We start from the raw sequence: 13,879 nt of genomic DNA on the forward strand, positions 1-13,879 counted from the left end.
CCGTTTATGGACAGAAGAAAATTTATAAAGCATACTACAGTAGTTTCAGCAAGTTTTTTTATTGCCAAAGATCTGCTGGCAAAACCTAAAGGACCTGTATACGGACATAATACCATGCGTTATATGCTGGATACCAAGTGGGGACAATTGAATCCTCTGCAACATCCGGTAAACGATTGTCATGAGATGGTGCAGGATGCTAAAGGAAGGATTATCCTGCTGACCAACGAGACCAAAAACAATATTCTCATTTATAATAAATCAGGAAAACTGCTTGACTCATGGGGACATGAATTTCCTGGTGGCCATGGGCTTACCCTGGCAAAAGAAAACGGGAAAGAATTTCTTTTTATCACCGATACAGCGCGCCATCAAGTCTATAAAACCACATTGGATGGCAAGATCCTGATGACTATTGACTACCCGATGGAAACCGGGCTGTATAAAAAGAAAGAGGAATTTGTGCCTACTGAAACCGCAGTAGCTGATAACGGCGATTTTTTTATTGCAGACGGTTATGGTCAGCAGTATGTATTTCATTATAGTGCCGATGGTAAATTACTCAGTTATTTCGGGGGCAGGGGAACGGAAACCAAACATCTTGACAATGCACATGGTGTGTGTATTGATAAACGAAGTGGAACACCATCGTTACTGGTCACAGACCGTACCCGCAACTGTTTTAAACGTTTTGATCTGCAAGGTAACCTGAAAGAAGTTATCACCCTCCCGGGCGCCTGTGTTTGCAGACCGGTGATCAAAAATGATTACCTGTATGCAGCGGTATTACGCTCACCTGATCTGGGTAAGGATGGAAGCGGCTTTATGACCATTTTGGATAAAAACAATAAAGTGATATCCAATGTTGGCGGAACGCTCCCGGTTTACAAAGATGGTGTATTGCAGCCAATGGCCCAGGCCGAAAAGATATTGTTGAATCCACATGATGTCTGCGTGGATAATGATGAAAACCTTTATGTAGCGCAGTGGGCATCAGGAAAAGTTTATCCTTACAAATTCACACGCATATAATGAAGATCACACTCAAGGGTTTTGCAGAGAATGTGCTGTTCATGGCAAATGCCTTTATTATTTTTCTGCTGGTCTTTGGCAACAGGATTGCAGTGCCGTATTGGTTACAGCCTCTGGGAAGAATGCATCCTATGGTATTACATTTTCCGATCGTTATTTTGCTATTGGCGATGCTGCTGGAGTTTTTCCGTTTTAAAGATACCTATGCCAAAGAAAAACTCTACCATGATTTTACTTCCTGGCTACTGCTTGCTGGTACCCTTTTTTCTGCAGTAACCGTTATCATGGGGCTATTCCTCTCTAAAGAGGAAGGGTATTCCGGAAATATATTGCAATGGCACAAATGGACGGGTGTTAGTATCGTTTTCATCACCACCTTTATTTATTACTGCAGGAATGCTGCCTGGTATAAACTGCCCGTGGCAAGAGGCGGTGCTGTGCTTACCATACTTTCTGTAATCCTAGCGGGCCATTATGGTGCGGCGTTGACCCATGGAGACAATTTCGTGCTCGAACCGGTAAGTAGCCCTGCAGAAAGCGCTAAAGTTCCACTGGAGCAGGCAAAAGTATTTGAAGATGTGGTGATGCCGATATTTTCTCAGAAATGTCTAAGTTGTCACAATATCGAAAAGGCTAAAGGCAATCTGATCATGGATAATGCCCAGGCAATTCTTAAAGGCGGGAAAACGGGGAAGCTGTTTGTGCCCGGCAAACCCGAGCTTAGTTTGCTAATAGAACGGATACACCTGCCATTGGATGAAAAAAAACATATGCCTCCAAGAGGAAAATCCCAATTGACCGAAAAAGAAATACAGCTTTTGAAACTTTGGGTAAAAAACAATGCCGAAATGAAGAAGAAAGTCGTGGACTTGCCTGCAACTGATTCTTTAAGGTTATTGGCAACGACCTTTTTGGCTCCTGTTGAGACTCCCGAAGAGAAATTCGAATTTGCTGCAGCAGATGAAAGCACTGTTAAAAAGTTAAACAATAACTACAGGAATGTCTATTCCTTAGCGAAGGAATCACCGGCACTGGCGGTGAATATTTATAATAAAAGTGTTTATAAACCGTCGGTGTTAAAGGAACTCAGTGAGGTCAAAAAACAGATCATATCCTTAAACTTAAGCGGCATGCCGGTAAGCGATGATGACCTGAAAATCATCTCCGGCTTCGAAAACCTGCGTAAATTGAACCTGAATTTTACGAACATCACAGGAACGGGATTAAAACATTTGGTCATCTTGCCTCATTTAAATGCATTGTCGCTCTCTGGTACCAAAGTCAGTTATAATCTTGTCAAACAGGTTTTGAATATGGGTGGACTCAGGCAGCTGACTTTATGGAACACGGGTTTAAGTGAGGCAGAAGTGTCTCAGCTACAAAAAATAAACAAGAACCTGACTGTAGTAACTGGTTTTAAGGATGATGGAAAACACCCCGTTAAATTAAATAAGCCACGCCTAAATACGGATATAACAGTTTTCAAAGATGCCATTACCCTGCAGATGAAACACCTGATCAACGGGGTTAAAATCAGGTATACTACAGATGGAACTGAACCTGACAGCCTGAAATCTCCTATCTATAACAAGGAAATTGTCCTGAGCGGGAATACAACCATAAAGGCTAAAGCATATAAAGCCGGCTGGTATGGCAGTGATGTGCTGGTCGCTAATTTTTACAGGAGCACCTATAAACCCGATAGCATATCATTTTTATTGCCGGCCAATGAGAAATACAGGGCCGGTGGAGCAAAGGTTTTGATCGACAATCAATTGGGAGATTATGATTTCAACCTGGGTAAGTGGATCGCTTTCAGGGAAAATAATATGGAGGCGATGCTGTATTTTAAGCAACCCGTAACCCTGCAGTCGATAACCTTACATGTGATGAAGCAGATACAACCGTACATATTCCCACCTACCGATGTGGAGGTATGGGGTGGGGCAACTCAGAATAAACTGCATTTATTGGGAAGGTTAAGACCCGATATCCCCAAAAAAATGGAGGAACGGGAGTTCATTAAAATTGAGGCTAAGTTCAAGTCTCAGCGTATTTCCTGTCTGAAAATTGTGGCCAAAAACCTCAAGAAACTACCTGAATGGCATCCGGCTAAGGGACAACCAGCCTGGCTCTTTGTAGATGAGCTATTTCTGAATTAAGAAAAAAACTTTTGTTCATTCCAAAATTAAAACCAATATAAACCTAAACATATGCTTAACATTCAAACGACCAAACTATTCTGGGCAAGCTGCCTGGCATTATTGGTAACTTCCCTTTCCTTCGGTATCCGTGCGGGGATCATGAACCAGCTGGGGACCGATTTTCAATTAAGTACCAGCCAATTGGGCACCATTACAGCTGCGGCCTTCTGGGGATTTCCGCTGGCTATTGTGGTTGGAGGATTTGTAGTTGATATGATCGGCATGAAACGTTTGCTGGTGATGGCCTTTATCTTTCATCTGGTCGGAATCGTCCTCACTATTTTTGCCCAGGGTTACTGGAGCCTGTTTTTATCTACCCTATTGATCGGTATAGCCAACGGTACGGTAGAGGCCGCCTGTAATCCGCTGGTTGCTGCTTTGTACCCGGAAAATAAAACCACTCGCTTAAATCATTTTCACCTGTGGTTTCCTGGAGGTATTGTGATTGGCACTTTGCTGGTGACCTTGTTTGTCCAACTCGGACTGGGCTGGAAAGTGCAGGTTGCCATGATGATTATCCCTACTTTGATTTACGGGTACCTGTTTTCAAAACTGGATTTTCCGGTTACCGAAAGGTATCCTCTGGTTATTCCAGTTCAGATATGTATAAAGCAGTACTTTCGCCATTGTTTATCTTTATGTTCATTTGCATGTTCGGTACCGCCATTACCGAGTTGTTTACTGGTCAATGGATCGGTTTACTACTCAAAAACGTAACGGACAATGCTATTTTATTACTCACCCTGACTACCGGAATTATGGTAATCGGCCGCGGTTTTGCCGAACCTGTGGTTCACCGTCTTGCTCCTCAGGGTGTATTGCTCTTATCAGCAATATTTGCTGCGGCTGGGCTTTACATGTTGAGCACTTTTACCGGAAATTCCGTTTTCTTCGCTGCCATTATCTTCGGTATAGGTGTTTGTTATTTCTGGCCAACGATGATCGGTTTTGTAGCTGAGAATGTTCCGAAATCGGGAGCGCTGGGCCTAAACCTGATGGGCGGGGCAGGGATGTTTGCGGTTTCTATTTATACGATGTTTATGGGAAGTTTTTACGATAACCTGATCGTTAAACATTTACCTTCCGGAGCCTCGCTTGACACTTATTTAAAAGCGCCGGAAAGTTCTGCATCAGGGCAGGCGCTGGCCAATGCTAAAAATCTGGCAGGCCCTGAAATCCTGCAGGCTACACTAATTATCCCTGTAATATTGATCGTAGCTTTCGGCGGACTAGTGATATATCTTCGTTCACGAAAAAAGAGCAGATCCTTAGCTTTATAATTAAAATGTAATTGACTTTATAAGATCACCGTTCTTATCGGTGAGAAACATAATGGCTACAAGTCGATGATCCTAATTCCATCCTCACTTGTAGCTATTTAGCGTTTTATTTAAATTGCCAATTACAATAACGAACTACCTGGTGAAAGCTCATATGGGGCTTTGCCTGTTTCAAAAATCCTGGTATCTTCACTTCCCTGCGTAGTAATTTCCTTTCCCAAAATCCTGATCCAGTTGCCCTCGCGTAGTCCAACTACCTTTATTTCGTTCTGCGTTAGAAACTCCATGATCCTGGTTTCTCTGGTTTCCCCGTTATGTTTTAACTCCGGATTTGGATCAAGGTAATGCGGGTTAAGGTTGAAAGGAACCAGGCCCATGCAATCAAAAGAAGGAGGATACACAATCGGCATATCATTGGTGGTTTTCATATTCAGGCCGCCAATATTGCTTCCGGCGCTACAACCCAAATAAGGTTTGCCCAGTTTAATGTTTTCACTTAAGGGACTCATCAGTCCCAACTCATGCAGGGTTTTGACCAGCAGAAAAGTATTACCACCACCGGTAAAAAAGCCTTTGGCAGGATGGATGGCCACAATAGGGTCATTAAATTCGTGCAGGCCTTTAACGCTGATATTAAGTTTTGAGAAAAAATCGCGGGCTTTGGTTGTGTATTCTTCATGCGAAATACCTCCCGGCCTAGCAAAAGGAATAAATATAATTTCATCTACCCCGGAAAAGAGCGTAATAAGCTCATCTTTTAGGTATTCCAGATAATTGCCGCCAAACAGCGTAGAGGTAGAGGCCAGGATAACATTCATTTTGTTTTGGATTGCTTTCAGCAATTATACTATTTTTCCAATAAAATAGTTGTCCTTTACAATATGCTTAAAACGTGTTCTCTTGATGCTTCAAATAAAAACTAATGCTGGGTGTTAGGCAGCCCTGTCGCAGAAAAATATCTCCTTCGCTCATTTATCCACCCTTTTAGCTTTGGGAAAACATACAGGATTGCAAATGCCAGTATGGAAATAACCACCTGTAGTGAGAGGTTTATCTTGGTCACCGGGCTAATATCTGCTTCACCCATTACAATGAACAGGCGGTATATGCTCCTGATAATAATTAAGACCAGCAAATATTTGCTCCATTGGAACCTGCGTTTGATTAGGATAAAAAGCAGATAGCGCGTGATAAGGATCGATATAAAAATAACCAGTTCCTGCGTACTCTTATAATCGTAGAAAAAGAGATTTACGATGCCGATTAAAAAAGTAATTAAAATAAGATTTGAAGATAAGGAATACTTATTCTTCATTAATTTAAAATTTATCACTTAACTAGGTTTAGGACGACAGACTGTACAAATGTCTAGATAATTTTTTTATATCAGGTAATTTCTTGTGCCAAAGAAATGTAAATCTGTTGATATTTATCAATATAATGAGTTGACGACAAAAAAAAGCGGATTACTTTTTTTGTAATCCGCTTAAGCTATTCTGTTTAGGTTAAAGTATTATCAGTTCATTACACGGCCTTTAACCTTCAGGGCAGGATTGCCCTGGTAAATAACATAAGGCAACAAATCTTTTGTTGCCATGCTTCCCATCGTTAAAACTGCATGACTGTGCAAGGTTACCCCGGGGCCAACTTTAGCTGCGGCACCTATCCATGCTCCATCTTCCAGCACAATAGGACCAGTCATTAAGTCAAAATTTGTGCTGCTATAATTGTGATTTCCGGTAATCAGAACAGCCTGCTGCGAAATACAGCAGTTTTTGCCGATTTTTACCTGGTCCAGGTTGTCTATATAACAATCAGCCAGCCAGCTATAATCGCCAATTTCCAGTTTCCATGGATATTTAATGTGGATACCAGGTTTGATGCGTACCTCTTTACCCACCCTGGCACCGAATAACCGTAACAAAGCAACCAATACCGCGCTGACTGGCATGATGCGGCTCTTAAAAAAGATAACATCTGTAAAGTACCACAAAAACTGCTTAACAATAGAAGCGCCCACCTTAAAATTGCCGGTATCAAAATCTTTATGTAGCTGTGTTTTTAGCAAAATTTCCGCTTTATCTGTTGTTGGCAATGGTTTGATTTTTAGCTAGTTTGTTGCTTTTTCTGATCCACAAATATAACATCGCGAAAATGCAGATGTATACAATAATATTGAAAATTTCATGGTGATAGGTGAAATTGTTCCGCTGCGATTTAAAGAATCCGAGTAATACACCCAGACCTGCAATACGTAATACATTCAGAACGTAAATCGCAATAAAACCGATGATGAGCATTTTAAAAGTCGATTTCCATGATGCAGGAAAAGCAAGTACGAAAGCGGCTAAAAAACTCATCACACCAAGGCCAAGGCAGGAATAATTGACGCGGAGATAGGGGCCGGCTACAACCATTACATCCATTTCGTTATAAATGGCGTAAAAGCCGAAAGCTTTAATAATCCATACCGCTGGTACTATTAATGCTGTTTTCAAACCCTGGATATAATCAAAGTGATCAGCAATATAGGCATTATGAAATCTGGAACCAGGTGTCATTACACTATTCATAAACAGATTTCCCTGGCTGAACAGGATATATAAGATAAACAGGGCAACCACAAATTTGATGGCCTTTTTATTCGCTTCTTTTTTTGCTTCTTCTGGAGTCATATATTATCGGCATTTATAAATTTAACTTCTGTTTTTTTGAATGACTTTAATTTTTTTATCTACCAGTTTTCTAAACCAGAAACCTTGAAGATAATGGAATTTGATACCTGTGGCGCCCTCAAATATACCGAGTTTAAAAAACATCCGGTAACTAAAGTAAAGATAGGGGCGAAATCCAAGAGGGAGTTTCCACCACAATTGTTTTAACCATGCCCGTTTTTCGTCAGGGCTGCCCAATAGGTTGGGCTTTAAACTTTGTGTACGCAGCTTTAACATCCTTTCTACTTCTTCCTGCGCAACCAGATCACTGTAGCGTTCGTGTTTAGCTTTCCAAAAGGTTATATCGTTTTCTTTTAAGTTTTCTTCTAAAATCCATCCTTTTTTCCAGATTTCGGTTTTCCCCGGTACAATAAAACGGTGATCCATATTCTCGTTCAGATCAGAAAAACCGACCCCAGTCCTGAACATTTTTAAAAGGTAAAAGGGATAGAAGGTGCCAAACCTGATCCAGCTTCCCTGAAAGAAATTTTTGCGGTTAAAGTAAATACCATTAACATCAGCGTGGTCTTCCTCTTTAAAGTTGGCCAGCATTTCGAACAGCTCAGGGGTAACTGTTTGATCCGCATCGAGGCCAATCGTCCATGGTGTTTCTACTTTAAAATTTTTTAAGGCAAAATCCCATTGTTTTGGGTGATTTATAAAAGGATTTTGTTTTACCTCAGCGCCATAGTGCTCGGCAATTTTCAAGGTTTCATCAGTGCTTCCACTATCTAAAATAAATACCTTGGCATTTAGTTTTTTAATCGATTCCAGTAATCTGGGCAGATGTATCTGCTCATTAAAGGTTAATATGATAAAACTAAAATTTTGATTCATTTAAGGATTAATTGCTGATGGAGTAGCTAAAATTTCTTCGTAAAAGTCGACGTATTGTTTAGCCAAAACATCATCGTTAAAATCAGTATTGATTTGTAATGGAGCAGTCGTCCTGATTGCCTTTCTTTTTTCAATATCCAGCTGGGCCGAAATTATTCCGGTTTTGATCTCTTCAATGTTTAGCCCCGTGATCCATCCCAGGTTTTTATCTGCCACATAATCAGCAAGACCAACAAATTTGCTGATCAACACAGGTGTGCCCACGCTTAAACTTTCAACCACCACATTAGCGAAATTTTCGTTATAAGAGGTGAGCACAGTTAAATCATGAGCGGCCATTAAGTTAAACTTCTCCTCATTACTGATCAGTCCGAGCCAATTAATTCGTGCGCTAAGTTTTAGCTTTTCAGCCTTGTCTTTTAAACCTTGTATATATTCTTCCTGCCCTGTGCCTCCAATAGTTAATCTCCATGGAATATCGACAAGAGTTAAGGCGTCAAAAAGTAATTCAAGCCCTTTCTTCTCTTCAATACGGGAGAGGAAGAGTAAGCGAAATATGTCATTAGTTGATATCTGAAAACTGGAAGTTGAAAACTGAAAACTGACCAAATTAGGAATGACTTTGATGCTTTTTGGCGTAATTATTTTAAGGATATCTGTCTTCTCCTGTTCGCTAGTGGCGTGAATATGGCAATATTTTAATAACTGTTTACCCAGTAAGTTGTGAATGATTTTTTTCGAAAAGGAATTCCGGTTACCAAATGTATAAGAGGTGAGCATTCCACGCGGTGACAAAAGCACGGGGACTTTATACCATCTGGCCACTAAACAGCTTAATACCGAAACCAAATTCCACCAGGCATGAATGTGGATAATGAGTTTGGCGTTTGGGGTTTGGCGTTTAGTATTACTGTCATTCTGAGCCTGTCGACGGATCTCTTTCCTTAGTCTCAGTAACAATCCCGGCGAAAAATGACTGTGATCTTTTGACCAGCGTTTAAAATATGTAACCTTTACACCCTCAACCAGTACAGGTTTACCTATTGCCACATCGAGCTCATTTGTTCCATTTGCCGTTGTCGTTAATATCTGCACATCATTAATGCCTAACTCCTCACCGCTCACCGCTAACCCAATTAAGGCTTCGCACAACTTCCCAACACTCTGTATAGGCCCGCCGTAAATGTACGCAGGTTTGTAAGAAGCAGTAATGTGAATAATTTTCAATGTAAATTCTTTAAAACAACTAACCCTCTTAATCAAACACAGGCTTCAATACCTTTATGGTTCTGAGCAGGTAAAACAGGAACCACATAATTACATAACCCCAAAAAATATTATTGAACATAAATTCGAAGTTATTTCCCCGCCAAAGGCCTTGAAAAATACTGTTAAACATAATTACACAGCCCAGTTCGTAGCCACCGAATAAACTTTCAGCTAAATCAGAAAAATGTTGGACCATCATTCCATATAAGAGCATGAAAAACAATACCCCAACAATCCCCCAACTTAAATAGGCATCAACAATTGGGCGGGTTTTAGCTGAAACTGTCGACAGAGGATGTGCAACACCGGCATCATAAACGCGTTGCATCGAAACTGTTTCCATATTGGGTTTCCCTGACCAAAAAATCCGGGGTATGAGTCCTTCCAAAGAATTTTCAACTATTTCCCAATCATAATAAGGATGATGGTCAGGTACATAGTCTACAAATTGAGTAAACATCTCAATCTCACTCAGCCTTTTGGTAAGGAAGCCCCAGTTAGTATCCTCAATTTGTTCCTCGTTTTTAGACTCAAGGTTTTCAAAAGCTTGGTTTTGTGCTTCCTCCGCACTTACTTCTCCACCCCAGCTCTGTCTTACAGTGTTATTATAAGTTGGTAGGAAATAAAGTAATATGTAAGCGACAGGAATGCTCAAATAAAGTATGGCCTTTTTATAATAGGGAAAAAATACACAAGCTATAAGGATCACATTGATAATGATTGGTTCTTTATATCCGGATAGAGAGGCATGTATAAAATTAAGGATGAAAATAGTAGCCCCTATACTAAGATATCTGATATTTTTTGCCGTAAATCCCTTAACGAATAGTACGGCTGCGCATGAAATTCCGATAATGGTAAGGGGAAGAGAAATTTGACTAAGTCCGGAAAAACGTTGGCAGATTGAACCAATCCCGAAAACAATAATACTGAGCCAGATTAAAAAATCATCATTTTCAAAAGTTTTAGCACTTTTAATTATGATGGTATTCTTTCTTACCAATAGCATGCCTGCAACCAACGCAGCATGTCCCAATAAACTCATCCGTTGGCAACTGGCAATGAGTGAGGTTTGTTCACTTTCTTTAAATTGTGCGCCATAATTAACTTCTGTTAGATACCGGTAACCTAAATGATCCATAAAGTAAAATATAGATGTAGTACACATAAAGCCTGCAAAAATCAGCTGCGTTAAAAAGATGGGTCGCATAATTTGCTTATGGATGGGTAAGTCCTTATTAATAATTGCAGCTGGTGACAAAATGGTAGTATAAAAGATAAAGAGTGAACCAAACCAGGCTACAAAATAAGATATGATCGGACTATTTACCAATAAATAGGAAATTAATACCGGGAAGAATAAAGTTAATATAAGTCTGGTAGGATTGTTATTTTGCATCAATGTTATTATTAATCGTATTAACAATTGCTTCTAACTGTTTTTCAAACGACCAGTTTTGAATTATTTGCTGGGATGCTACTCCCATTTGTGCTAATTTTTCTTTATCATCTGTTAATGTGCTCAATTTATTAATCAGATCTTCAATATTTCCTGATTTGAATATTTCTCCATTTACAGATGTTTTGACCAGATCTATTGCGCAGCCAACCATAGTTGATACCAGAACAGCCTTTCCAGCTGCCATCGCCTCATTAACAGCTAAACCCCAGGTTTCAGCAGGTCCTTGAGAAGGTAAACAGAATAGATCACAGGCCTGATATACGACTGGCATTGTACTTTGATTTTGAAAATCCATAAAATGAATTCTTCTTTTGATACCGTCATTCAGAGTATAGTCTAAGGAGGGCTTAGTTTTCATTTTCTCCGCTAATCCCTCGCTGCTAATTCCTAAACACTCAACCTTCGATTTCAAATTTTCCTCTAGTACTCCATTTCCTACAAAAAGCAAATGCGTGGTTTTTACATCCATTTTTATAAACGCATTCAATAAAAGTTCTGGATTTTTTTTTTGCTCAAGTTTGCCTGCGAACAGGATAAGTATTTCTTCAGGTCTGATACCCAGTGTTTTTCTGAATTGTTCTGCCTCCATAGAACGGTTTTCTGCAAAACGCTTATTATCAACGGAATGAGGAGCAAAGATTAACTGATGATCTTTAATGCCAAATTTTTTATAATAAGCCTTATTTGCCATTCCAACGTAAAGTGCCTTATCAATATGCCGATAAAGCCATTTTAGAAAAAAATACCTTAAATATTTTTTGAAATTATTATTGCCCTCATCGAGCAAATTAGAATCACCTCTAAACCAAATTGGGATTTTATTTTTGAAATAGCGCATTGCCGATAGGTGGCCATGATAAGCCCATCCATAAATTAAAATAATATCAGGATCGAATTTGTTAATGTTATTAATCAGGCTGGGATTAACAATTCCCTTATAGCTATGCGAACCTGGATCTTTAGACGTATTGGTTACAAGCTCATAAGCATAATCATTTAATAAAGGAATATCCCACTTAATTTCTCTTTTAAAATTAGGATCAAAATAGCTAAGGGCTTTATCTTTTCCGATAGTATAAAAAACCTTTAACTCACATACTTTAGCCAATAGCACAAAGAAAGGTGAATAATATTGTATAGGATGTGTTATAATAATGGCTAACCTTTTCAATTAAAAACTTCGTTAAAATAGAGATGTATTGTTATGGTTAATTGTTAATTACTTGATTAAACAATTCGCACTGACTTTTACACATGTTTTCGGCAGAATATAGATTAATGTTGTCCCAATTTACTTCATTTTTTTTTCGCTGACCGCCAGCAACACGCAAAATATACTGGTAAACCTGTTCTGTTAAATCTTTCATTTCTAAACCTAAGGGAATAACTATTCCGGCATTATTGTCAGCTATAATTTGATAAGCGCTGCTTTTCACATTAAAAAACGCTAAAAGCGGCCGCTCAGCTAAAATATAAGGAAATATTTTTGATGCAGTGTATTGTGGGTCGTTCGAACCAATGATCAATAAATGATCTGCTTCTAGCAATGAATAAATACCCTGATAAAAGGAGATGCGATCGGTCTGCTCATGCACATATTCTAAAACTCCCATTTCAAGAGCAATAGGCATAATGCTAGGAATGCCTTGTCCATTAGGTGCATAACTTGTGCCAATAAAATGAAACCGGATCTTATCAAAGATTTCAGGCTGCTTAGCTAGCCCTTTTTTAAATGCGGTAAATAACAGTTTTAAAGAATCTTTCATATCTGCTCCCCCTCTGCCAATATACACGAAATTGAAAATACCATTTTCTTTAAGATAAGGTAGATCAAAAGAATCATAATTTTCTTTAACCAGATCAAAATCCGGTTTGAAAAATCCAAAAGTTATTACCTTTTTCGGAAGGTGGGTTAAGCGGGGGTAACGTACGGTTAAGGTGTCTAAATAGCTTTGAGAAACACTGATTAAACCGCCTACTCTTTTCATGGCTATGGGTTCTAGAAATTTATTTAATCTATATGAGAACCAATGTTTAGAAGGTCTTTGGTTTTTAGGTTTATCCTGGTAGTAATTAGAATGCCAGGGGTCCTGCATATCAATAACGTAAGGAACGCCGTACTTTTTTTTCCAATAATTGCCCAAAACCAAAACTGGAAATTGCGTAGTAGAAAAATAGATTAGGTCAAAGCACTCTTTTTCTAAAATCTGATTAACTTTTTTCCAATAAAAATATAATGATCTTAAGGCAATGCTTCCTAAACCGAATTTACCTGTCCAACTTTTTTGCCAGGCGCTAACAGTATGTATTTTTATCTTTCTTGGTATTGAATTGAGCAGAAGATTTTCTTTTACAAGATCAGCAAAGTTAGCATTCACCGTTACAATTTCAGCAGTCCAACCGTAATTCTCGAAGTAAGGTAGGCTCATTCTTACCCGCTGCATATCGGGTGCATTACATGGTGGGAAATAAGGAGAAATAATAAGAACTTTTTTCAATTATATAAAAGGATTGCCTGTTAATAGAGCCCTCAGCTTTTTGCCCTGCTGTAATGCGGTAGGGGTACTTTGTTTTATTTTGTTGATTTCAATGGCTAAGGTATTATAATGAATTGAATCGGATTCAAGTTTTAACATTTCATTGGCGAATTCAATAGGAGTATTTCCAGTTTCGATCAAACTTCCTTCTTGCCAAACGTATCCTCTTTTACCCGCAATTGTGGTAATAATTGGTATTTGCCATTCTATAGCTTTAGCTAGTTTCATGGATGCACCCCTGGAATAATAAAAGATTGGATTAATAAAATATTTCCAGTTTTTAACTTCAAGCAATAACTCATCATCTTTTAATCCACCCAGGTATTTTACAAATGAATATTTCGCTTCCAGATTTTTTCCAATATGGATGGGTTGTCCAACAATTCTAATTTCCGAATTTATTCCTGTTTTTTTTAAAAGATCAAAAAGCTGGGTTAAAGCCAAAATATTTGGCGTGTGGTTGAGGGTGCCAACATACCCAAATATATTTTTTGTGGGGTTTCTAATTATATTTTCTTCTTTATTTATAAGTCTTGATATATAA

The 13,879-nt window shown here is 38.9% G+C and carries 13 protein-coding genes; 4 read left to right on the plus strand and 9 right to left on the minus strand.

Annotation, left to right across the window (positions count from 1 at the left end):
* The first annotated feature begins 6 nt into the window (after nt 1-6).
* Genes AC07YT_RS19555 through AC07YT_RS19570 form a run of 4 tightly spaced genes read left to right on the plus strand, consistent with a single transcriptional unit; the run spans nt 7 to nt 4,516 of the window.
* Nucleotides 7-1,032 (plus strand): NHL repeat-containing protein, encoded by a 1,026-nt coding sequence (locus AC07YT_RS19555; protein ID WP_086544932.1) that lies wholly within the window; start codon nt 7-9, stop codon nt 1,030-1,032.
* On the plus strand, nt 1,032-3,194 hold the full coding sequence (locus AC07YT_RS19560; protein WP_086544933.1) for a c-type cytochrome domain-containing protein: 2,163 nt from the start codon (nt 1,032-1,034) through the stop codon (nt 3,192-3,194). Before AC07YT_RS19555 ends, AC07YT_RS19560 begins: the two co-directional genes overlap by 1 nt.
* 51 nt (nt 3,195-3,245) lie before the next feature.
* A complete protein-coding gene (locus tag AC07YT_RS19565) occupies nt 3,246-3,953 on the plus strand; it encodes an MFS transporter (protein WP_494945484.1) in 708 nt (235 codons plus the stop codon).
* Nucleotides 3,875-4,516 carry an MFS transporter gene (locus AC07YT_RS19570; protein WP_494945485.1) on the plus strand — a complete coding sequence of 214 codons (642 nt, stop codon included), beginning with the start codon at nt 3,875-3,877 and terminating at the stop codon, nt 4,514-4,516. Before AC07YT_RS19565 ends, AC07YT_RS19570 begins: the two co-directional genes overlap by 79 nt.
* 122 nt (nt 4,517-4,638) lie before the next feature.
* On the opposite strand, the gene pepE is transcribed toward AC07YT_RS19570, so the two are convergent.
* From pepE to AC07YT_RS19615, 9 genes are all read right to left on the minus strand, one after another.
* The gene (gene pepE / locus AC07YT_RS19575) at nt 4,639-5,334 is read right to left on the minus strand and encodes a dipeptidase PepE (RefSeq protein ID WP_086549231.1); all 696 of its coding nucleotides are present in this window, start codon (nt 5,332-5,334) and stop codon (nt 4,639-4,641) included.
* A 698-nt stretch (nt 5,335-6,032) separates the two neighbouring features.
* Complete coding sequence (locus AC07YT_RS19580) at nt 6,033-6,611, minus strand: WcaF family extracellular polysaccharide biosynthesis acetyltransferase (protein WP_494945486.1); 579 nt, start codon at nt 6,609-6,611, stop codon at nt 6,033-6,035.
* On the minus strand, nt 6,595-7,191 hold the full coding sequence (gene xrtY, locus AC07YT_RS19585) for an exosortase Y (RefSeq protein ID WP_086544935.1): 597 nt from the start codon (nt 7,189-7,191) through the stop codon (nt 6,595-6,597). Before xrtY ends, AC07YT_RS19580 begins: the two co-directional genes overlap by 17 nt.
* Nucleotides 7,192-7,212: 21 nt before the next feature.
* Nucleotides 7,213-8,067 carry a glycosyltransferase family 2 protein gene (locus tag AC07YT_RS19590; protein WP_086544936.1) on the minus strand — a complete coding sequence of 285 codons (855 nt, stop codon included), beginning with the start codon at nt 8,065-8,067 and terminating at the stop codon, nt 7,213-7,215.
* Entirely contained in the window at nt 8,068-9,294 is a 1,227-nt protein-coding gene (locus tag AC07YT_RS19595) for an XrtY-associated glycosyltransferase XYAG1 (protein ID WP_145954193.1), read from the minus strand.
* A 28-nt stretch (nt 9,295-9,322) separates the two neighbouring features.
* Nucleotides 9,323-10,735 carry an exosortase Y-associated Wzy-like protein gene (locus tag AC07YT_RS19600; RefSeq protein ID WP_086544938.1) on the minus strand — a complete coding sequence of 471 codons (1,413 nt, stop codon included), beginning with the start codon at nt 10,733-10,735 and terminating at the stop codon, nt 9,323-9,325.
* Nucleotides 10,725-11,969, minus strand: a complete 1,245-nt coding sequence (locus AC07YT_RS19605; RefSeq protein ID WP_086544939.1) for a glycosyltransferase family 4 protein — start codon at nt 11,967-11,969, stop codon at nt 10,725-10,727. The genes AC07YT_RS19600 and AC07YT_RS19605 overlap by 11 nt, the downstream gene beginning before the upstream one ends.
* Nucleotides 11,970-12,006: 37 nt before the next feature.
* Complete coding sequence (locus AC07YT_RS19610; RefSeq protein WP_086544940.1) at nt 12,007-13,296, minus strand: glycosyltransferase family protein; 1,290 nt, start codon at nt 13,294-13,296, stop codon at nt 12,007-12,009.
* Nucleotides 13,297-13,879, minus strand: a 583-nt coding sequence (locus tag AC07YT_RS19615; protein WP_494945487.1) for a glycosyltransferase, incomplete at its 5' end; no start/stop codon positions are given.

Source organism: Pedobacter sp. GW460-11-11-14-TSB4 (assembly GCF_059423705.1).

Excerpts from the sequence above, each read along its gene's own strand:
- AC07YT_RS19600 (WP_086544938.1), bottom strand. The coding sequence starts at position 10,735 with ATGCAAAATAACAATCCTACCAGACTTATATTAACTTTATTCTTCCCG.
- AC07YT_RS19570 (WP_494945485.1), top strand. The coding sequence starts at position 3,875 with ATGTTCATTTGCATGTTCGGTACCGCCATTACCGAGTTGTTTACTGGT.
- pepE (WP_086549231.1), bottom strand. The coding sequence starts at position 5,334 with ATGAATGTTATCCTGGCCTCTACCTCTACGCTGTTTGGCGGCAATTAT.
- AC07YT_RS19590 (WP_086544936.1), bottom strand. The coding sequence starts at position 8,067 with ATGAATCAAAATTTTAGTTTTATCATATTAACCTTTAATGAGCAGATA.
- AC07YT_RS19560 (WP_086544933.1), top strand. The coding sequence starts at position 1,032 with ATGAAGATCACACTCAAGGGTTTTGCAGAGAATGTGCTGTTCATGGCA.
- AC07YT_RS19555 (WP_086544932.1), top strand. The coding sequence starts at position 7 with ATGGACAGAAGAAAATTTATAAAGCATACTACAGTAGTTTCAGCAAGT.
- xrtY (WP_086544935.1), bottom strand. The coding sequence starts at position 7,191 with ATGACTCCAGAAGAAGCAAAAAAAGAAGCGAATAAAAAGGCCATCAAA.
- AC07YT_RS19565 (WP_494945484.1), top strand. The coding sequence starts at position 3,246 with ATGCTTAACATTCAAACGACCAAACTATTCTGGGCAAGCTGCCTGGCA.